We start from the raw sequence: 20613 nt of genomic DNA, 5'->3' as shown, positions 1-20613 counted from the left end.
GAGTCACATGCTCGGAGTGCTCGCTGCTCAACCGCGCTGTGCAGCGGCGTCGTTCGCGAGCTGCCACATCTCGTAGTTCCCGCATTCTGCCGTGATCTCGGCCGCGGCCTGAGCGGCGGCGAAGAAGTCGTCGGCCAGCTGCGAGGTGCGCGACGCCGTCATCGCGACGAAGACCTGGTCGGGCGCCAGCTCAGGGACGGGCACGTAGCTGATGTCCGGGCGTGAGAAGAACACGGTCTCGGAACGCCCCACGAACGAGATGCCACGGCCGGCCGCGACGTGCTCCAGCTTTTCCTCCACCCCGCGCACCCGGAGCCCGGAGTCGGGCTGCGGGCGTCTGGTGGGCTGGGTGCTCGCGTCGGCATGCCAGATCAGCGGCTCACCGGCCAGGTCGGCCTCGGTGACCTCCTCCTTGCCGGCCAGCCGGTGGTCGGCGGGCAGCACGACCATGAGGGGCTCGGTGTAGAGCGGAGTCAGGCGCAGGCCGGTCTCGTCGATGGGCAGGCGCACGTAGCCGACGTCGACGCGGCCGTCGAGCAGCATCGGGGCCTGGTCGTCCCATTCCATGCGCTGCACCTCCACGACCACGTCCGGATGCTGGGCCTCGAACACCCGCGTCGCCGGGATGACCGGGATACCGGCACGGAAGCCGACCACCAGCCGCTGGCCGCCGCGTTCTGCCACGGATACCCGGCGCCGGACCGCGTGCGCCGAGGCGAGCAGCGGGCCGGCGTCGTCCAGCAGCTGCCGGCCCGCGTCGGTCAGCGTCACGCCGTGGCTGTCCCTGGTGAACAGGGAGGCGCCGAGATCCTGTTCGAGCGCGCGGATCTGCCGGCTGAGCGCCGGCTGCGCGATGTGCAGCTCCTCGGCGGCGCGGCCGAAGTGCAGCCGGTCGGCCACGGCGACGAAATAGCGCAGCTTGCGCAGGTCCAGATCCATGGGGCCTCCCGGTCCGGCAATGCCTCAAGGGTATCACCACGGCTGAAACAGGTCTTGGACGCCCGATCAAGGCGGTGGCATTGTTCATGAGGCCGGAAGAAATCGGCACAAGAATTCGGGATCGGAACTTGGCGGCAGTGCCCAGAACAAGGATGAGCACATCAAGATCTGGGCCTCTTCTGTTCCTTTCTCGGAAATCCATCAATTCAAAGGAGTGACCGTGGGAAAGCTCGATGGCAAGGTCGCGGTGATCACCGGTGGGTCCACCGGCCTGGCACTGGCCGGGGCCAAGCTGTTCGTCGAGGAGGGAGCGTATGTCTTCATCCAGGCCCGGCGGCAGGAAGCGCTGGATGACGCCGTCAAGGTGATCGGCCGCAATGTGACCGCCGTCCAGGGTGACGCGTCCGATCTCGACGACCTGGAGCGCTTGTACGACACCGTCAAGCGGGAGAAGGGCTCGATCGACGTGCTGTGGGCCAGCGCCGGAATGGGTGAACCTGCCGTCCTCGGCGAGATCACCGAGGAACAGTTCGACCGCTCCTTCACGCTCAACGCACGCGGCACCCTGTTCACCGTCCAGAAGGCCCTGCCGCTGATCAACGACAACGGCTCGATCCTCATGACCGGTTCCAACGCCTCTCTCGGTGCCTTCCCTGGCTGGAGCCTCTACGCGGGAAGCAAAGCCGTCCAGCAGGCCTGGGCCCGTGTCTGGCTCAACGAGCTGCGCGACCGCAAGATCCGGGTGAACGTCCTGACTCCTGGGCAGGTCGGCACCGCCAAGCAGGAGGAGCTGTTCGACGAGGCGACGAGGGCCGCGTTCGAGTCCCTCATTCCCCGCGGAACGATGGGCCGCCCTGAAGAGATCGCCACGATCGCCCTCTTCCTCGCCTCCGACGACTCCAGCTACGTCAACGGCCTGGAACTCGTTGCCGACGGCGGCACGACCGCCATCTGAACGACGCCATCTGATCCACACACGAACGCGTCGGAGCGGCGCCTGGGGAACAGGCGCCTCGAGAACAGGAAGAGAGCACAGCTCATGAGCAGCATCACCTTCATCGGTGCGGGGAACATGGCCCGCACGATCGGCACGCTCGCGGTGGCGGGCGGCAACACCGTCGAGATCATGGCGCGCGACCAGTCCAAGGCCGACGACCTGGCCAAGACACTGGGCGGCGGCACCACGGCCGGTAAGTGGGGCGCCGTCCCGGCCGGGGACATCGTCATCACGGCCGTGCTGTACGCCGGCGCCGTCTCTACCGTCGCCGAGTACGGAGACGCCCTGGCGGGCAAGACCATCGTCGACATCAGCAACCCGTTCAACGCCACGTTCGACGGGCTGGCCCACAGCGAGCAGACCTCGATCGCGCAGGAGATCGCCAAGGTCGCCCCGGCCGACGCCAAGGTCTTCAAGGCGTTCAACACCATCTTCCGTGGGGTCCTGGAGACCGGCCGGCCCGACGTCTTCTTCGCCGGCGACGACCCACAGGCCAAGGCGGCCCTGGCGGCCTTTGTCGAGAGCCTCGGACTGCGCCCGATGGATGTCGGTGGCCTGAAGATGGCGCACTGGCTGGAAGGAGCGGGCGTGCTCACGGTAGGGCTCGTGGGCAACGGGGTCGGCCACGGGAACTTCGCCCTCGGCGTCAACGAGTTCACCGGCTGATCCTCCCGGGGCCGGACGGTCGCCGTACGAGGCGCCGTCGGCCCCGGCTGGTTGCTGGACCACCGACTCTCATGTCGGAGATCAATAAACGCCAGATCTCGCCTGAGGAGGCTTGTCACCATGCAGCTCGGTTTCACGATTCCAGTTGTGGGGCCCGCTGTCAGCGACGCTCCCGCCCTGAGCGCTTTCGTCCGCGGGCTCGAGGACCTTGGCTACGACACCCTGTGGATCGGTGATCGCCTGGTCACGCCGGTTGATCTGGGCAGCGGCTACCTGGACCGAGGGCCGCAGATGACCCGCTCCTTCGATCCGGTGCTGCTGTTGACCGTCGCCGCGGCGGCGACCAGCCGGGTGCGCCTGAACACCAGCACGCTCAGCACGTTCTACTACGAGCCGCCGCACCTGGCCCGGCAGCTGACCACGCTCGACGTGCTCAGCGAAGGACGTCTCGGCGTCGGGGTCGGGGTGGGGTGGATGAAGCAGGAGTACGACGCGGCTCGTAACGCGGACTGGCAGCGGCGCGGCAAGATGCTTGACGACACGCTGGCGTTCCTGCAGGCGTGGTGGACGACCAGTCCCGCGTCCTGGGACAGCGAGTTCTTCACCATGCCGCCGGTCCACGTCGGCCTCCGGCCGGTCCAGGCGGGCGGGCCGCCCATCTGGATCGGCGGTGCCAGCGAGGCCGCGATGCGTCGGGTCGGCCGCAGCGGGGTCGGCTGGCTCGGGGTCGAAGGGCCGGCGCCCGCCGCGTCGATCAGCAGTCAGGACGAGGGCGCCGGCCGCCTGTGGTCGATCGCGCGTCGAGCGGCGGAGGACGCCGGCCGTGATCCCGACGCACTGAAGACGGCCATGCGGATCAACCTGGAGCCGGGCACGTCAGTCGACTCGGTCGCGGACCAGCTGAAGCGGTATGCCGACTCCGGTGTTGATGAGGCGTACTTCGACGCCTTTGCGATGTTCACCAGCCTTGACCGGCTGCTCGACTTCGCCGGCCAGGTGATCGAGCGTACCGGCCCGTTGTGACCACTCAAGAAACGACCATCCAAGAAATAACCACCCAAGAAATAACCACCCAGAAACGATCACCAAGAAAGAGAGCACTCACCATGAGCAGCATCAGCTTCATCGGCCTCGGGGGCATGGCCCACGCCATCGCCTCCCGCGCGGTCACAGGCGGGCACTCCGTCGAGCTCATCGGCCGTGACCCGGCCAAGGCCAAGGGCCTGGCCGCCGAGCTCGGTGCGGGGGCCACGGCAGGGACCTTCGGCACCGTCCCACTGGGCGACCTCGTCGTCCTCGCCGTGCCGTACACCAGCGCCGTGCCGGTCGTCACCCAGTATGGGGATGCCTTGGCCGGCAAGGTCATCATCGACATCTCCAACACCTTCAACGCCGACGCTACCGGGGTGCTCACTCCTGATGGCACGTCCGGTGCGCAGGAGATCGCCAAGGCTGCTCCGGCGAGCGCGTACGTCGTGAAGGCGTTCAACACCGTCTTCGGCCACGTGCTGGTCCAGGAGCGTCCGTTGGACGTCTTCTTCGCCGGAGACGACGCGGGCGCCAAGGCGAGCGTGTCGGTGTTCATCGAGAGCCTCGGGCTGCGTCCCCTCGATGTCGGGGGCCTGGAGATGGCTCGCTGGCTGGAAGGGGTCGGGCCGCTGCTGATGGGCCTGGCCCGGAACGGCGCGGGAACCTTCGACGTCGCCCTCGGCGTCGACTTCCCCCGCTGAGCCAACCCCGCACCACTCACCCCGCACCACTCACCCCGCACCACTCACCCCGCACCACTCACCCCGCACCACTCACAAGGAGTAGTACCGTGCGCGTCTTCGTCACTGGCGGGACCGGCCATTCCGGTTCGTACATCATTCCAGAGCTCGTCACCGCCGGACACGAGGTCACCGGCCTGGCCCGGTCGGACACCGCCGCGGCGGCGCTCTCCGCGCTCGGCGCGAAGGTCCGCCGCGGCGACCTCCAGGACCTCGACGGGCTCAAGGAGGCGGCCGCAGACTCGGACGGCGTCATCCACGTCGCGCACCGGCAGGACCTGCTCCCGTCCGGCGGGGTGGCCGCCGTGGCCGCCGCAGAGCTCCCGATCATGCTCGCGTACGGCGAGGCTCTCGCGGGAACCGGAAAGCCCCTGGTCGCGGCGGGGAGCATCGGCTCGCCCGGGACCGGGAGCGACCTGGGCCGGCCGGGTACCGAGGACGACCCGGCCCTTCCCGTCGGCGACGAGCACAAGGGCACCCTCCGGGCCCGCAATGTCGTAGAGACTGCGGTCATCGGCCTCGCCGAGCGGGGGGTGCGATCCTCCGTCGTGCGGATCGCCAACATCGCGCACAGCACCACCGACCAGGCAGGCTTCCTCCCCAGCCTGATCGCGCTCGCGAAGGAGAGGGGCTTCGCCGGCTACCCCGGAGACGGTGAGAACCGGTGGAACGCCGTGCACGCCCGTGACGCCGCCTCCTTGTTCCGGCTGGCGCTGGAGAAGGGCCCGGCCGGCAGCTACTGGCACGCGGTCGAGGACGGAGGCATCCCGTTCCGCGAGATCGCCGAGGCCATCGGCAGCCGCCTGGGTGTGCCCGCCGTGAGCGTCCCCCTGGACGAGCTGATGCTGCCGGGGTACTTCGGGTTCCTCACGAACGTCGCCACGCAGAGCTACCCGACGTCCAACCTCATCACCCGCCGCACCCTCGGCTGGGAGCCGGCTCAGCCCCGCCTCCTCGACGATCTGGACAACGGTCACTACTTCCCTGCCACCTGACAGCAGTAACCCCACAGCAACGAGTCCGGCATGACAAGGACTAGGCCCTACTGAAAGGGACACGAAGAACATGACGACCATAGGTTTCATCGGAAGCGGGAACCTCGGCGGCAACATCGCGCGGCTCGCCGTCGCGGCCGGCCACCAGGTCGTGCTCAGCAACTCGCGCGGCCCCGAGACGCTCGCGGGCACGGTCGCGGAACTGGGGCCGCTGGCCTCCGCGGGGACGCGCGAGGAAGCCGCGGCGGCGGGTGACATCGTCGTGGTCTCGATCCCGGTCACGGCGTTCGCCGACGTCCCCGTCGCGCCGCTGGCGGGGAAGGCGGTTATCGACACGTCCAACTACGGCCCCGAACGTGACGGGCAGATCCCCGAGCTCGACGACGCGTCGCTCACCTCGAGCGGTCTGCTGCTGCGGTACATCCCGGACGCCGGGGTCGTGAAGGCGTTCAACACCATCTATTTCAAGCACCTCCTCTCACTCGCCCGCCCGGCGGGTGCGGCCGACCGCTCGTACCTGCCGATCGCCGGGGACTCCGCACCCGCGAAGGCGACGGTGACCGCATTCATCGACTCCGTCGGGTACAGCGTCGTGGACGCGGGCACGCTGGCCGACAGCTGGCGGCAGTCGACGGGCACGCCGGTGTGGGGGACCCCCTACGGGCCGGCCTCGAACGGGAAGGGCCAGCCGGCCGGTGCGGACGCCATTCGCGCGGCACTGGCCGCCGCAACGAGACGACCGTAAGTTGGCGCGGGCCGCGGTATGGCCCTGGCCGTGTCGTGGCCCCGTCCACTACCTCCGGTTCGACGGCGAGCGACCCGGCGCCCTGCCGATCGTGCTGACCCACGGCTGGCCCAGCACCTTCCTGGAGCTCACCGACCTCGCCCGGCGCCTCGCGGAACCGTCGAAGCACGGCGGCGACGCGTCCGACGCGTTCACGGTCATCGTTCCCTCGCTACCCGGCTACACGTTCTCACCGCAGCGGCCGACCCTCCCGCCGACGCTCCAGACGCACGAGATCTGGCACCGGCTCATGCGGGACGAGCTCGGCTTCGACCGGTACGCCGCCCACGGCGGCGACCTGGGCGCGGGGATCACCTCGCGCCTGGGTGAGGCCTACCCGGAGTCGCTGGCCGGCATCCACCTGCTCGCCGTCGCCGCACCCCGGGACTACGACGCCGCGAGCATCACCCCGGACGAACAGGCCTACCTCGACCAGGTCGCCACCTGGAGCGCGGAGGAGGGCGGTTACCAGCACCTGCAGAACACCCGCCCGCTCACCCTGGCCCACGCGCTGTCCGACTCTCCGACCGGCCTGCTGGCCTGGATCGTCGAGAAGTACCGCGCCTGGAGCGACTCAGGCGGCGACCTGTCGTCCCGGTTCACCGACGACCTCGTCCTCACCCAGGCGTCCCTGTACTGGTTCACGGGCACGATCTCGACGTCGTTCCGGCCCTACTACGAGTACGCCCGCGGGCTGACCCGGCGCGTCGAGAAGGTCGAGGTACCGACCGGCGTCGCTGTCTTCCCCGCCGACCTCACCCAGCCCCCGCGCTCCTGGGCCGAACGCACCTACAACATCACCCGGTACACGCCGGTGCCACGCGGCGGACACTTCGCCGCCCACGAAGAGCCCGAGCTGCTCGCCGCCGACATCACCGAGTTCTTCCGTCGGCTGCGCTGAGACCGACCCTGCAGCAGTCGGAGGGCCGCCGCCGTGCGCAGTCCTCAGGTCACCAGCCCGCTGCGGTAGGCGTGGACCACCGCCTGCACGCGGTCCCGCAGGCCGAGCTTGGCCAGGAGGCGCGACACGTACGTCTTGACGGTCTCCTGGCTGATCACCAGGGTCGCGGCGATCTCGCCGTTCGACAGGCCGGTGGCGATGAGCCGCAGCACCTCGAGCTCGCGCGGCGTCAGAGCGGTGTCGGTGGCCGCACCCTCGGCGGGGCGGATCCGGGCCGCGTACCTGCCGACGAGCTTCCGGGTCACCTCGGGTGCCAGCAGCGCCGCCCCGCTCGCGACCGTGCGGATGCCGTGCAGCAGCTGCGCCGCCGGGGCGTCCTTGAGGAGGAACCCGCTGGCCCCCGCCCGCAGCGCCTCGTAGACGTACTCGTCGAGGTTGAACGTCGTCACCACGAGCACCTTGACGGGGTGCGCCACCCCGGCGCCGGCGAGCAGGCGGGTCGCCTCGATGCCGTCGAGCACGGGCATCCGGACGTCCATCACCACGACGTCGGGGTTCAGCCGTGCGGCGAGGTCGACGGCAGCCCGCCCGTCCCCACACTCGCCGACCACCGCGAGGTCGGGCTGGGCGTCGATGATCGTCGCGAACCCGGTGCGGATCAGTGCCTGGTCGTCGCACACCAGGACCCGGATCGGCGCACTCATGCCCGGCTCCCGGTTGGGATGCGCGCCCGGACGACGAAGGCGCCGTCGGCCCCGCGGTCCGCGTCGAACTCGCCGCCCAGCGCGTCCACCCGTTCGCGGAGCCCGACGAGCCCCCGGCCGCTCCCGCCAGGAGAGCGCGGGCGGGCGCCGACGAGGGCCTGCTCTGGTCCGGTCCCTGCGGTGCTGATCTCCACGGTGATCTCCCTGTCGTCGTAGCGCACGCCGACCGCCGTCGGGCTGCCGTGTGCGTGCTTGAGAGCGTTCGTCAGAGCCTCCTGCACCACGCGGTGGGCGACCAGCTCGGCGCTCCCCGCCGACTCCGACGGTGTGCCCTCCTCGGTGAGCTCGACCGGCTGCCCGGCCCGGCGGGTCTGCTCGACGAGCGTGCGCAGCTCCCGGAGGGACGGCGTCCGGGCGGCGCCGTCGTGGCCCGGGTCGAGCAGGTCGAGGAGGTTCCGGAGGTCGCCGATCGCCCGCCGGCCCGTGTCCGCGACCGCGTCCAGCGTCTCGTCGAGACGGTCGGGGGCGCCTGTCAGGTACCGGGCAGCCTCCGTCTGCACCACCATCGCCGTCACATGGTGGGTCACCACGTCGTGCAGCTCGCGCGCGATCCGCGTGCGTTCCGCGGTGCGGGAGTCCTCCGCGACCCGGAGGCGCCGTTCGGCCTCCGCGGCCCGGGTGGAGCGCAGCCACGAGCCGACTGCCCACACGAGGACCAGCGTCAGGTAGAACGTCAGGTACCCGTCCGCCCGCTCGGTCCCGCCGACCAGGTCGAGCGCGAGCGCCAGCACCACGTAGGCGCCAGAGAGCAGGATCGCGACCGTGCGGCGACGGCGTTCCAGGTAGGCACCCGCGCTCAGCAGTGCGATAGCGAGCCCGGTGCCCGCGAGCGTGTGGTAGCCGCGCAGCTGGTCGAGGGCGAAGCCGAGAAACACCAGGACGAGGCAGGCGGCCGGCCACCGCCGGCGAACTGCGAGCGGGAAGCACTGGAGGACGATCGCCGCGACGGCCAGCGCATCGAAGGGACGGGTCGGCAGCGCGCCGACCTCCGTCCCCACCCCGTGGAACGCCGGCACGAAGGACGCGACCGCCGGCAGCAGCACGAGCGGCAGGTCCCGGACCGTGACGTCGAGCTGCCGCCACCGGTCCAGGACCCGCCCGAGATCGATCACCGGGAGAGCCTAGCGGCGACGTCCGCCCGGGCCGAGCGACGGAGGGGGACCACGTGACCACGCCGGTAGGCCAGCCACATGAACACGCCGGTGGCCAGCACGCCGAACACCACCGCGTAGATGCTGCCCTCCGGTCCGAAGTCGCCGCCCGTGACCAGCGCGGGACCCGACATCGTCGCGTCCAGCAGGCCCTGCGCGGTGTTGCTGCCGGACACCTCGGTGCTGAAGATGGCGCTCGCGGCGATGTTCCAGCCGAAGTGCAGACCGATCGGCACCCACAGCTTGCGGGTGGCGATGTACGCGGCGGTCAGCATGCCGCCTGCCTCGATGGCGATAGCGACGCCACCCCACAGGGTGGCATTCGGGTTGAGCAGGTGGATCAGGCCGAACAGCGAGCCGGTCAGCGCGAGCGCGATCCAGGTTCCGGTCCAGCGTTCGACGTGCCGGAACAGGACACCGCGGAAGACCAGCTCCTCGGCCACGGCGGCACCCGCCATGACACCGAGCAGGGTGACGGCGCTCGCCGGCGTGCCCAGGCCGTTGATCGTGTAGTCACCGAAGAAGGCGATGATCGCGATGACTGCCCCGAACAGCGCGATGCCGAGCAGCGTGCCCCAGCTGATCCCGGCGCCTGCTCCCTTCAGCGACACCTCGACGGGGGCCCGGTGCTCGGTTCGCCGCACCACCCAGCCGTAGACCAAGATTCCGACGACGGCGGTCAGGAGGCCGGCGACGAGCGCCAGCCAGGGGTTGTCCTTCGCCGCAGCCGTGCCCAGATTGCCGAGGATCCAGACCGCCGCGACCGCCAAGAGCTGCCATACCAGACGCACGATGACTCCGATGTGAGATTCCGCGGCTGGAGCGCTGCGGGTTACCCCAAACGGTATGGATCCAGCGGCTCGCCGTAGTCACCGCACGGTGGACATTCGCAGGTAGCTCGCACGGGGGACATGCTGGGCTGCGCCGCCCGGCGCGGAGCTCAGTGAGGCGATTCCTCAGCGCTGATGTCGGTGACAGCCGCACCATAGGCGGCGACCAGGGCATCCGCGTCGACGAAGGCGACTCGCCCGCCCGTCCCCGTACCCACGGCGATACGGCGGCCGACTATTCGCTCGTCGGCGACGACCGGCCAGGCCGTGGTCGACCCGATCGGCGTGACGCCGCGCCGGTAGCCCGTCGCGGCGAGGGCCATCCCATCGTCGGATATACGCAGCTTGTTGACGCCGACCGCCGCGCGGAGCTTCGGCCACGAGATCTGGCGACCGCCGGGGATCAGCGCGAACAGGAAGGTTCCATCGTGCCGCTTCACGACAAGCGACTTCACGATGTCGCCGGGCTGGATGCTGAGCTGCTCGGCTACCTCTGCGAGATTCTGCGCCTCCAGATGCTCGACGATCTCAACGTCGAGTCCGCGCGCGGCCGCGTCTGCCTCGAACCGCTCCGCGCCGTCCATCACACGATCTGCGTCGCTCATTCTCCACCTCTCGGGCTTGAGCACGCAGGTATGTGACCCTCCGCACGCGTTGGACAATAGCCCGCGGGCCTCCGGAGCACAAAGCAAACCCGCACGACCCAGCTGTCCGCGAGCGGTGCGAAGCCGCGCCGTCCGGCTGGCTCGCCTACGCTTCCTCGACGTCGTCCTCCTGCGCCCCACTGGGCCGCCGCCAGAATCGGGCTGCGCCCGCAGGCCTTGCTGGTCCGCGTCCCAGCGCAGCCCTCCGCGCAGACCCAGGCTCCGTCGGACGACGCCGGCCCGGCCTGACCAGCTGGTCGACGTTCGCGCGGAGGGGTGGACAACGCTTACCGATTGGTGTTGTATCGATTCAGCCGAGTCGCCGTGGGTCGCCTGTCTGTGCTCGCGGTCGTCGGCGTCGGGATGCGCCGGACCGCGGCGTCCCGACAGCACTCCGGCCTGGCGCTCGCCTGGCCGTCTCGGCCTGGCCCCGACCGGGGGGCGACGCCTCGCGAACGACCACACGTGCAACGGCGCATGGAGGGAACGAGCGAATGAGAACGAACAGAGCGACAACCTGTGCGGTGGCCGCCGTCATGGCGGGGCTGCTGACCGCCACGGGCTCGACGGCGACCGCCGTCGAGCCGCAGGGTGCCCCGGCATCCGGCAGCGCACAGCTCGAAGATCTGGACCGCGGTCTCGTGGCCGCACGCACCAGCGAGGGCGTGCTCCTGTCCTGGCGCCTGCTCGGTGGTGAGGTCACCGGCCACACGGACACCGGGATGGCCGGTCCCGACTTCGCCGTCTACCGCGACGGCAAACGGATCGCCACTGTCACGGACTCGACGAACTACCTGGACACCGACACCGACACCGCGGCGGACGGTGCCGGCGTCCGCTACGCCGTCGCGCCCGTGACCGACGGCCGAGCCGGCCGGTCCAGCGCGCCCGTCACCGCGTGGGCGGACGGGCACCTCGACATCCCGCTGAACAAGCCGGCCGACGGCGTCACGCCGACGGGGGAGAGCTACACCTACTCCGCGAACGACGCCTCGGTCGCCGACCTGGACGGCGACGGGGAGCTCGAGATCGTGCTCAAGTGGGATCCGTCGAACTCCAAGGACGTGTCGCAGAAGGGCTACACCGGCAACACCTACCTGGACGCCTACAAGCTCGACGGCACCCAGCTGTGGCGCATCGACATGGGCGTCAACGTGCGCTCGGGGGCGCACTACACCCAGTTCCCCGTGTACGACTTCGACAGCGACGGGCAAGCGGAGCTCATGGTGAAGACCGCGCCCGGGACCAGGGTGACGACGTACCGGGACGGGAGGCCGGCCGCGGAGCGATACGTGCCGATCTCGAAGCGTGACCGCAAGGCCGGCGTCACGAACCAGGACGACTACCGCTGGAGCGCGGCCGACTACGCCGACCATCTGGTGAAGCTGTTCCAGGGCTGGAGCGACGAACCGGAGGTCCGCAGCGGCCAGTGGCCGGCCACGCTGGAGGAGGCGTTCGGTATCGAGCCGCGGTACGACTACCCGCTGTCCGCGGACGACGCCGGTGCGCTGGCGGACTACTACATCGACGAGTGGGCGCCCACCCGGTCGGACCGCAACGACCTTCGTACCTTCGAAGGTTTCGTCCTCACCGGACCGGAGTACCTCACGGTCTTCGACGGCGGCTCCGGCCGCCCGCTGGACACGGTGGACTACGAGCCCGGCCGTACGGACGACGGCCTCCGGTGGGGCGACTACGAGTGGTCGCGGGTCGAGCCCGGCAACCGGGTGGACCGGTTCCTCTCGGGTGTCGCCTACCTGGACGGAGAGCACCCGTCGGCGATCTTCGCGCGCGGCTACTACACGCGTGCCGCGATCGTCGCCTACGAGTGGGACGGCCGACGGATCTCTACCCGGTGGACGGCGGACTCCGGGTTCCGGCCGATGAACAACCCGTTCGACGACGGGGCCAACAAGGGCGTGCAGCCCGATCCCGACAACGAGCTCACGCGGCTGTGGGGCCAGGGGTTCCACTCGCTCTCGGCCGCGGACGTCGACGCCGACGGCAAGCAGGAGATCGTCTACGGCGCGGCCACGCTCGACGACGACGGCACGCTGCTGTACTCGTCGTCCGACACGTTGCCCGAAGGATCCGCCGACCCCGGCGCGGTGAAGGGTCTCGGGCACGGCGACGCCATGCACGTCGCCGACATCGACCCCGCGCGCCCCGGGCTGGAGATCTGGACGTGCCATGAGGGCGGAACCGGAGTTCCCTACGGGGCAGCCATGCGGGACGCCGCCACGGGAGAGGTGCTGTTCGGCGAGTACACCGGCGTCGACACCGGTCGCTCGCTGGTCGGCGACGTGCGTCCCGACGTCCCCGGCCTCGAGGTCTGGTACAGCGGTCAGGCGGGCGACGACCGTCCGCAGGCGGCCGGCTTGCTCAGCGCGACAGGCCGAGCGCTCGAGGAGTCCGGCCCGGGCCTCAACCAGAGCATCCGCTGGGCCGGCGACGGCACGACACAGGTCGTGAGCGGCGACCGCGAGGAGACGCCGACCATCGAGGACTGGTCACGCGGCACCGTGCTGACCGCAGAGGGCACGCGCACCAACAACTACTGGAAGGGCAACCCCTCGCTGGTGGCGGACGTGCTCGGCGACTGGCGCGAGGAGCTGCTGGTGCGCACCGAGGACTCGTCGGCGCTCCGGCTGTACCTCTCCACCGAGGTGAGCGACATCAAGATGTACACCCTGCTGCACGATCCGCAGTACCGGGTCGAGGTCGCCCGGCAGCAGACCACCTACAACCAGCCCTCGCACCCGGGTTTCTACCTGGCCTCCGATACCGACTGGTCGCAGGTTCCGCTCCCGCGGGAGTAGGTGGCCTGGAACATTTGGGATATTGCCAAATGTTCCAGGCTTTTTGCAGGGCTGATTGCCGAAAAGGCTTGCATTTGATAACGGCAGGGTTACGGTCGCTGAGACCGCCGGATCGGCTGGCCGGGCCCGCGCCCAGCGCGGGAGGCACGTGAGAATCGTGTCGCCCCGGCCCCCGTGCCCGGAACTTGCCAGGACTGGACCCGCGTGACATCTCCCCACCCGGCTCAGGGCACCCCCAGTGATCAGCCCATCAACCCTGAGGTCGACGGCAGCGTCGGCATCACCGAGCTCTTCGGCCCACCGTCGTCGGCGGACGAGGCCTCCTCCGCGGCAGAGACAGCCGCAACCGGCCCCCAGGCCGGCCCTCCATCCGGCGCACCGCCCGCAGCGGTCGCCCCGACGGCCGCAGCCGCGGCCGGTCCACACCCACCTCCGCCGCCCGCCCCGCCCCGGCGCCGTCGCAGGGCCGCCTTCCTCGCGGGGGCCGCCGCCGTCGCAGTGGTCGGTGCCGGCGGCATCACCGCATATGCCTCCGCCCACAAGAGCGTCACGCTCGACGTGGACGGCAAGGTCACGACCGTCGAGACCCTCCAGGGCGACGTCGCCGGCCTCCTGGTCGACGAGGGCGTCGAGGTCACGAACCGGGACGCCGTGACGCCCGGCATCGACGGCTCCCTACGGGACGGCGGCATGGTCGTCGTCCGCTACGGCCATCAGGTCACCCTCCAGGCGGACGGCGAGCGTCGGACCGCCTGGGTCGCCGCGCTCGACGCCGACCAGGCGCTCGCCACGCTCTCCGAGCGGGCCGGCGACGTGGCCCTGGTCCCGTCCCGCTCCGGTGGCCGGGTGACGCTCCCCATGCGGCTCGACGCCGACAGCCCGGTGAACCTGGTGGTCGGCGGGAAGACGCAGCAAGTGGCCGACGGTGCCGCGGCGCTCGACGACCTGCTCGCCGAGAACGACGTCACGGTCGACGCGGACGACAGGGTCACCGTCGAGCGCGCACTGGCGGCCGGCTCGGACGCGCCGGCGATCACCCCGGGAGCGGCGACGGTCACCGTCGTCGTCGAACAGGTCGAGACCTCGATCGAACGGACCGTGACCCGGCTGCCGTTCGACCGGGTCACGGCCGAGGACCCGGACCGCTTCGAGGATCTCGACCCCTACCTGGCCACCGAGGGCGAGGCGGGCAAGCGTGTGACGGAGTGGGACGTCACCCGGGTCGACGGCAAGGTCGTGGACAGGGACAAGCTGTCCTCGACGGTCGAGCGCAAGCCGGTCGACGAGGTGACCATGTACGGCACCAAGCCGCGCCCCGAGCCCGAGCCCGAGCCCGAACCGGAGCCGGAAGCGGCACAGGAACCGGAACCGGCACCAGAACCACGGGAGGCCGAGGAGCCCGCTCCGGAGCCGGATGCCCCGGCGGCCGCGACCAGCGGCGTCTGGGCCGCCCTCGCGGAGTGCGAGTCGGGCGGTGACCCGACCACCAACACCGGTAACGGCTACTACGGGCTCTACCAGTTCTCCCTGCCCACCTGGGAGGCGATGGGCGGCTCCGGCCTTCCCTCTGATGCCTCCGCCGCCGAGCAGACGATGCGCGCTCAGGCGCTTCAGCAGCAGTCCGGCTGGGGCCAGTGGCCCGCCTGCGCCGCATCGCTCGGCCTGTACTGACCCGCCTCCGGTCGTGTCAGACGCCCACGTCACTGGGGTGACCCGTGCGTCTGACACGACCGGAGGCAGTCTGATGGGCGGCAGACGGCCATCGTCCCCAGAAGTCACACGGAGAAGTACTTCGCCTCCGGGTGATGAAAGACGAACGCATCCGTCGACTGCTCCGGGTGCAGCTGCAGCTCGTCCGACAGAGTCACCCCGACCCGCTCCGGCCGCAGCAGCTCCACCACCTTGTGCCGGTCCTCCATGTCGGGGCACGCCGGGTACCCGAGCGACATCCGCGCCCCCCGGTACTCCAGCTTGAACATCCCCTCCACGGTGGCGGGTTCCTCCGAGGCGAACCCGAGCTCCGACCGCACCCGCGCATGCCAGAACTCGGCCAGCGCCTCGGTCAGCTGGACGGAGAGCCCGTGCAGCTCCATGTACTCCCGGTACTTGTTCGCCTCGAAGAGCTTCGCGGTGTGCGCGGACACCGAGTCCCCGACGGTCACGAGCTGCACCGGCATCACGTCGAACCGCCCGGTCTCCTCGACCCACGACCGAGGCCGCACGAAGTCAGCAAGGCAGAGGTGCCGGTCCCGACGCTGCCGCGGGAAGCGGAACCGCAGCCGTTCCGTCCCGGCAGCACCACCGGAGCCGCCGTCGGGTGCCCCGATGCCGGCGAGGTCGCCGTGGTGCGCGACGACGACGTCGTTCCCCTCCGACCACACCGGGAAGTACCCGTACACCACCGTCGGGTCCATGATCTGGTCGGTCAGGATGCGGTCCATCCACTCCGCGAGCCGCGGGCGACCCTCGGTCTCGACGAGCTCTTCATAGGAAGCACCGTCCGAGGACCGCCCGGGCTTGAGCCCCCACTGCCCCATGAACGTTGCCCGCTCGTCCAGGAACGCGGCGTACTCGGACAGCTGCACGCCCTTCACGATCCGCGTTCCCCAGAACGGCGGCTCCGGCACCGGGTTGTCGGCAGCGACGTCCGACCGCTCCGGCAGGTCCTCCTCCGCCGTCTGCGTCACCGTCACCACCGCGTGCCGCCGCTTCTTCAGCGCCGGCAGCCCGACGTCGTCGGGGGAGGCCCCGCGTGCGACCCGCACCAGCGGCTCCATCAGCCGAAGCCCCTCGAACGCGTCCTTCGCGTACCGCACCACGCCGGGGAACTGCCCGGCCAGGTCGTCCTCGACGTACGTCCGGGTGAGCGCGGCCCCGCCCAGCAGCACCGGCCAGCGCTTGTCGTATCCCCGGGAGGCCAGCTCTGCCAGGTTCTCCTTCATGACCACCGTCGACTTCACCAGCAGCCCCGACATGCCGATCACGTCGGCGTCGTGCTCCAGCGCGGCGTCGATCATGGCGCTCACCGGCTGCTTGATGCCGATGTTCACCACCTTGTAGCCGTTGTTGGTGAGGATGATGTCCACGAGGTTCTTGCCGATGTCGTGGACGTCGCCGCGCACCGTGGCCAGGACGATGGTCCCCTTGGTCTGGTCGCCCTCGACCTTCTCCATGTGCGGCTCCAGCAGCGCGACAGCAGCCTTCATGACCTCCGCCGACTGCAGCACGAACGGCAGCTGCATCTCGCCCTTGCCGAACAGCTCGCCCACCACCTTCATGCCCTCCAGCAGGTGGTCGTTGACGATGTCGAGCGCCTTCATCCCGGCGCCCAGCGCCTCCTCGAGGTCCGGCTCCAGGCCCTTGCGGGCCCCGTCGATGATGCGGCGCGCCAGCCGCTCGCCGACGGGCAGCCCGGCGAGCTCCGCGGCCCGCGCGTCCCGGATCGCCCCGGCGTCCACGCCCTCGAACAGGTCGAGCAGCTTCGAGAGCGGGTCGTACGTCAGGTTGCCCTCTGCGTCCCACTCCCGCTTGTCCCACACCAGGTCGAGCGCCGTCTGCCGCTGCTCGTCCGGGATCGAGGCCAGCGGCAGGATCTTGGCCGCGTGCACGATCGCCGAGTCCAGGCCCGCAGCGGTCGCCTCGTGCAGGAACACCGAGTTCAGCACGGCGCGCGCCGCCGGGTTGAGGCCGAAGGACACGTTCGAGACGCCGAGGGTCGTGTGCACGCCGGGGTACTTGCGCGTGATCTCTCGGATCGCCTCGATGGTCTCGATGGCGTCGCGCCGCGTCTCCTCCTGGCCCGTGGCGATGGGGAACGTCAGGGCGTCGACGATGATGTCGTCCACGCGCATGCCCCACTCGCCCACCAGGGTGTCGATCAGCCGGGACGCGATGGCGACCTTGTGGTCGGCGGTGCGTGCCTGGCCCTCCTCGTCGATCGTCAGCGCGACGACGGCGGCGCCGTGTTCCATGACCGCAGGCATGATGCGCCCGAACCGTGACGTCGGCCCCTCGCCGTCCTCGAAGTTCACCGAGTTCACCACGCCGCGCCCGCCCAGCAGCTCCAGACCCGCGCGGATGACCGCCGGCTCCGTGGAGTCGATCACGAGCGGGAGCGTGGACGCAGACGCCAGCCGCGAGACCACCGCGCGCACGTCCTCGACGCCGTCGCGCCCCACGTAGTCGACGCACACGTCCAGCAGGTGCGCGCCGTCACGGGTCTGCGCGCGGGCGATGTCGACGATGTCGTCCCAGCGGCTCTCCAGCAGCGCCTCGCGGAAGGCCTTGGAACCGTTCGCGTTGGTGCGCTCGCCGATCGCCAGGAAGCTCGTCTCCTGGCGCAGGTCGGTCGCGGAGTACAGCGAGGCGACGGCGTTCTCACGCACCGGCTCGCGCTGCCCGACCGGCGCGCCACCCACTGCCTCGACCACGGCCCGCAGGTGCTCCGGCGTCGTGCCGCAGCAGCCGCCCACCAGGCCCAGCCCGAACTCACGCGCGAACTGTGTGTGCGCGGCGGCCAGCTCCTGCGGTGTCAGCGGGTAGGAGGCACCGTTCGCCCCCAGCACGGGCAGGCCCGCGTTGGGCATGCAGGTCACCGGGATCTCGGCGTGCTGCGACAGGTGCCGCAGGTGCTCGCTCATCTGCTCAGGACCCGTCGCGCAGTTCATGCCGATCGCGTCGATGTTCATCGCCTGCAGCGCCACCAGCGCCGCGCCGATCTCCGAGCCCATCAGCATGGTCCCGGTGGTCTCGACGGTCACCTGCACGATGACGGCCACGCGCTGCCCGACGTCGGCCATCGCCTGCCGGCAACCTGTCACCGCGGCCTTGGCCTGCAGCAGGTCCTGGCTCGTCTCGACCAGCAGCGCGTCCGCGCCACCCTCGATCAGACCGGCTGCCTGCTCCGCGAACGTGTCCCGCAGGTGCGCATAGGTGGTGTGCCCCAGCGACGGCAGCTTGGTGCCAGGCCCCATGGAACCCAGCACCCAGCGCGGCCGCGCCGGCGTCGCGTACACGTCGGCACGCTCGCGGGCGATCCGTGCGCCCTCGCGGGCCAGCTCGCGGATGCGGTCGTCGATGCCGTAGTCCGACAGGTTCGACCAGTTCGCCCCGAACGTGTTCGACTCGATCGCGTCCACCCCGACCTCGAGGAATGCGTCGTGCACGCCCGCGATGAGGTCGGGGCGTGAGACGGTGAGGATCTCGTTGCACCCCTCCAGGTTCTGATAGTCCTCGAGGGTCGGGTTCGCCGCCTGGATCATGGTGCCCATGGCGCCGTCGGCCACGACCACACGAGTGCGCATGGCCTCCAGCAGGGCGGCGGAGCGTTCGGCGAGTGCGGGAAGAGCGGTCACCCGGGCAGCGTAAGCCCCACCCGACGACGGCGCGGCGGCTGCCCGGAGGTCGGTACCGTCGCCGTCGCCAGAGGTCGGTATGGTCCCCGCCATGACAACGCGTGACTACCTGGCTGCCCTGTTCTCCCTGGAGGGTCGCACCGCCGTCGTGACAGGCGGCAGCTCCGGCATCGGACGGGCCATCGCCGAGGCACTGGCCCAGGCCGGCGCCCGCACCGTGCTCGTGGCGCGCGGCGTCGAACGACTGGACGACGTCACCACGCACCTGCGGGAGCGCGGCTGCGCCGTCGAGCCCGTGGTCGCCGACCTCTCCACCCGCGACGGGATCCGCGCCGCCGCCGACGGGATCGTGGCGGCCGCCGGGGAGCCCGACATCCTCGTCAACAGCGCGGGCATCAACCTGCGGCCGCACCTGGGCCAGGTCGACCAGGAGATCTGGGACGTCACCATGACCGTCAACCTGGAGGCGCCCTTCCTGCTCGGACAGCGGTTCGCCCCCGGCATGGCGGAGCGCGGCTTCGGCCGGCTCATCCACATCTCGTCCCAGCAGGCGCACCGGTCGTTCGTCGACAGCGGTGCCTACGGTGTCTCCAAGGGCGGGCTCGAGTCTCTCGCACGTTCCCAGTCCGAGGCGTGGTCGTCGCGCGGCGTCACCGCCAACACCCTCGTGCCCGGGTTCGTGCTCACGCCCCTGAACCAGCGGCTCCAGGACGACACCGAGAAGGTCGAGGCGCTCGCCGCCCGCACGACGGTGGGCCGCAACGGCGTGCCGGAGGACTTCGCGGGCGCCGCCGTCTTCCTCGCGAGCGCCGCCTCGGGATACGTCACGGGCCACTCGCTCTTTGTCGACGGCGGCTTCTCGGTCCACTGAGGCCTCGGTGCACACAGCCTGCGGGTCGCAGCCGTCGTGGCTGGGTGTCGGGGAACCCTCATGCGGTGGAGGTCGGTTGCCGAGAGTGGACAACGTCTACTCAGAGCAACAGACCTCGTTCGCATATGCCTTCCCCGGTGCCGCGACGGCTAGCCCCGCACCGGCACCGCCAGCCGCACCTGCCGGCCGGGTTCGTCCTGCCCGTCGAGCTGGCGCGCCAGCAGGTCCATCGCCGTGCGGCCCAGCTCCTCGCCGTCGACGTCGATCGCCGGTGTGTGCTCCAGCCCGAGGGCCTCGATGACCCTCGGCTCGGTGCTCACCACCAGGTCGCGCGGCACCTCGACGCCGCGGGTGCCCAGCGCGAGCAGCAGGCCGATGCCGATGGAGGTCGCGTACGGCACGACGGCGGTCGCGCCGGTCTCGACGACGGCCGCCGTCACCTCGACGCCCGCGGCGAACGTCGCAGGGCAGGGGCCGAGCACGGTGAGCTCGGCCCCCGCCCGGCGTGCGGCGTCCTGCACGGCGGCCGTGCGCTGGCGGTCCTGCCAGGACCCCTCTGGTCCGCCCACGTAGACGATCCGCTCGTGGCCCTTGGTGGCGAGCCAGGTGGTCAGGGTGCCGAAGGCGGCGGCGGTGTCTGCAACGACCGAGGTCATGCCGTCGATCTCACGGTCGACAAGGACGGCGGGCTTGGCCGCGCTCGTCCCGACGACCAGCGTGTCGCTGCCGCGCGGCGCGACGACGAGGAATCCGTCGACCTGGCTCGCGAGCCGCGCGAACGCACCCGGGGCGTCCGGGCCGTGCACCGCGACGGTGAGCTGGAAGCCTGCCTCCTCCGCGCGGGCCTGGGCGCCGGCGATGATCGGGGTGAAGAACGTGTTGTCCAGCGTCGGGACCACGATGGCGATGATGCCGCTGCGGCCACGGGCGAGCTCCCGCGCCGCCCGGTTCGGCACGAACCCGAGCCGGGCGGCTGCCGCCAGGACGCGCCCGGCGGTCTCGGGGGCGACCAGGCCGCGCCCGTTCAGAGCTCGTGACGCGGTTGCCTTGGAGACACCGGCCACCGCCGCGACATCGGACAGTGTGGACAACGTTCCTCCTTGGTCGGTGCGCCTACTTTAGACGTGCA

17 protein-coding genes are annotated in these 20613 nt (G+C 70.6%); 10 read left to right on the top strand and 7 right to left on the bottom strand.

What is annotated here, in order from left to right; all coding sequences use genetic code 11:
- Positions 1 to 27 precede the first annotated feature (27 nt).
- Positions 28 to 939, bottom strand: coding sequence for a LysR family transcriptional regulator (locus tag ACFS27_RS01095; protein WP_377179474.1), 912 nt, complete (start codon positions 937 to 939; stop codon positions 28 to 30).
- Positions 940 to 1159: 220 nt separating this feature from the next.
- On the opposite strand from ACFS27_RS01095, the gene ACFS27_RS01090 reads away from it, so the two are divergent.
- The 7 genes from ACFS27_RS01090 (at position 1160) to ACFS27_RS01060 (ending at position 7051) form a co-directional block, all read left to right on the top strand.
- Entirely contained in the window at positions 1160 to 1894 is a 735-nt protein-coding gene (locus tag ACFS27_RS01090; protein WP_377179472.1) for an SDR family NAD(P)-dependent oxidoreductase, read from the top strand.
- Positions 1895 to 1978: 84 nt separating this feature from the next.
- On the top strand, positions 1979 to 2602 hold the full coding sequence (locus tag ACFS27_RS01085) for an NADPH-dependent F420 reductase (RefSeq protein WP_377179470.1): 624 nt from the start codon (positions 1979 to 1981) through the stop codon (positions 2600 to 2602).
- A gap of 147 nt (positions 2603 to 2749) precedes the next feature.
- Positions 2750 to 3625, top strand: coding sequence for a TIGR03619 family F420-dependent LLM class oxidoreductase (locus ACFS27_RS01080; protein WP_377179468.1), 876 nt, complete (start codon positions 2750 to 2752; stop codon positions 3623 to 3625).
- Positions 3626 to 3708: 83 nt separating this feature from the next.
- A complete protein-coding gene (locus tag ACFS27_RS01075) occupies positions 3709 to 4332 on the top strand; it encodes an NADPH-dependent F420 reductase (protein ID WP_377179466.1) in 624 nt (207 codons plus the stop codon).
- Positions 4333 to 4421: 89 nt separating this feature from the next.
- The gene (locus tag ACFS27_RS01070; RefSeq protein ID WP_377179464.1) at positions 4422 to 5366 is read left to right on the top strand and encodes an SDR family oxidoreductase; all 945 of its coding nucleotides are present in this window, start codon (positions 4422 to 4424) and stop codon (positions 5364 to 5366) included.
- A gap of 70 nt (positions 5367 to 5436) precedes the next feature.
- The gene (locus ACFS27_RS01065) at positions 5437 to 6111 is read left to right on the top strand and encodes an NADPH-dependent F420 reductase (RefSeq protein ID WP_377179462.1); all 675 of its coding nucleotides are present in this window, start codon (positions 5437 to 5439) and stop codon (positions 6109 to 6111) included.
- On the top strand, positions 6062 to 7051 hold the full coding sequence (locus tag ACFS27_RS01060; RefSeq protein WP_377179460.1) for an alpha/beta fold hydrolase: 990 nt from the start codon (positions 6062 to 6064) through the stop codon (positions 7049 to 7051). The genes ACFS27_RS01065 and ACFS27_RS01060 overlap by 50 nt, the downstream gene beginning before the upstream one ends.
- A gap of 44 nt (positions 7052 to 7095) precedes the next feature.
- Here the strand turns inward: ACFS27_RS01060 and ACFS27_RS01055 are convergent, their stop codons facing one another.
- The 4 genes from ACFS27_RS01055 to ACFS27_RS01040 form a co-directional block, all read right to left on the bottom strand.
- Complete coding sequence (locus ACFS27_RS01055) at positions 7096 to 7755, bottom strand: response regulator (RefSeq protein ID WP_377179458.1); 660 nt, start codon at positions 7753 to 7755, stop codon at positions 7096 to 7098.
- Positions 7752 to 8927 carry a sensor histidine kinase gene (locus tag ACFS27_RS01050; RefSeq protein ID WP_377179456.1) on the bottom strand — a complete coding sequence of 392 codons (1176 nt, stop codon included), beginning with the start codon at positions 8925 to 8927 and terminating at the stop codon, positions 7752 to 7754. Before ACFS27_RS01050 ends, ACFS27_RS01055 begins: the two co-directional genes overlap by 4 nt.
- Positions 8924 to 9757, bottom strand: coding sequence for a CPBP family intramembrane glutamic endopeptidase (locus ACFS27_RS01045; RefSeq protein WP_377179454.1), 834 nt, complete (start codon positions 9755 to 9757; stop codon positions 8924 to 8926). The genes ACFS27_RS01050 and ACFS27_RS01045 overlap by 4 nt, the downstream gene beginning before the upstream one ends.
- A 149-nt stretch (positions 9758 to 9906) precedes the next feature.
- Positions 9907 to 10401: an aminoacyl-tRNA deacylase gene (locus tag ACFS27_RS01040; protein ID WP_377183564.1), complete on the bottom strand. Its 495-nt coding sequence runs from the start codon at positions 10399 to 10401 to the stop codon at positions 9907 to 9909.
- A gap of 533 nt (positions 10402 to 10934) precedes the next feature.
- On the opposite strand from ACFS27_RS01040, the gene ACFS27_RS01035 reads away from it, so the two are divergent.
- Both ACFS27_RS01035 and ACFS27_RS01030 read left to right on the top strand, forming a co-directional pair.
- Positions 10935 to 13259: a rhamnogalacturonan lyase gene (locus ACFS27_RS01035; RefSeq protein WP_377179452.1), complete on the top strand. Its 2325-nt coding sequence runs from the start codon at positions 10935 to 10937 to the stop codon at positions 13257 to 13259.
- Between the two features lie 204 nt (positions 13260 to 13463).
- Positions 13464 to 14930: a transglycosylase family protein gene (locus ACFS27_RS01030; RefSeq protein WP_377179450.1), complete on the top strand. Its 1467-nt coding sequence runs from the start codon at positions 13464 to 13466 to the stop codon at positions 14928 to 14930.
- A 104-nt stretch (positions 14931 to 15034) separates the two neighbouring features.
- Here the strand turns inward: ACFS27_RS01030 and metH are convergent, their stop codons facing one another.
- Positions 15035 to 18562: a methionine synthase gene (metH, locus tag ACFS27_RS01025; protein ID WP_377183562.1), complete on the bottom strand. Its 3528-nt coding sequence runs from the start codon at positions 18560 to 18562 to the stop codon at positions 15035 to 15037.
- 142 nt (positions 18563 to 18704) lie between these two features.
- Here metH and ACFS27_RS01020 point away from each other — a divergent pair, with 142 nt between their 5' ends.
- Positions 18705 to 19484, top strand: a complete 780-nt coding sequence (locus ACFS27_RS01020; protein ID WP_377179448.1) for an SDR family NAD(P)-dependent oxidoreductase — start codon at positions 18705 to 18707, stop codon at positions 19482 to 19484.
- Between the two features lie 149 nt (positions 19485 to 19633).
- Here ACFS27_RS01020 and ACFS27_RS01015 read toward each other — a convergent pair whose 3' ends face one another.
- A complete protein-coding gene (locus ACFS27_RS01015; RefSeq protein WP_377179446.1) occupies positions 19634 to 20575 on the bottom strand; it encodes a LacI family DNA-binding transcriptional regulator in 942 nt (313 codons plus the stop codon).
- Between the last annotated feature and the right edge of the window lie 38 nt (positions 20576 to 20613).

This window comes from Promicromonospora vindobonensis (genome assembly GCF_042685865.1).
In the GTDB taxonomy this organism is placed as follows: Bacteria; Actinomycetota; Actinomycetes; order Actinomycetales; family Cellulomonadaceae; genus Promicromonospora; species Promicromonospora vindobonensis.
The sequence above is the reverse complement of the archived record's forward strand: the minus strand, read 5'-3'. Positions and strand labels throughout refer to the sequence as shown.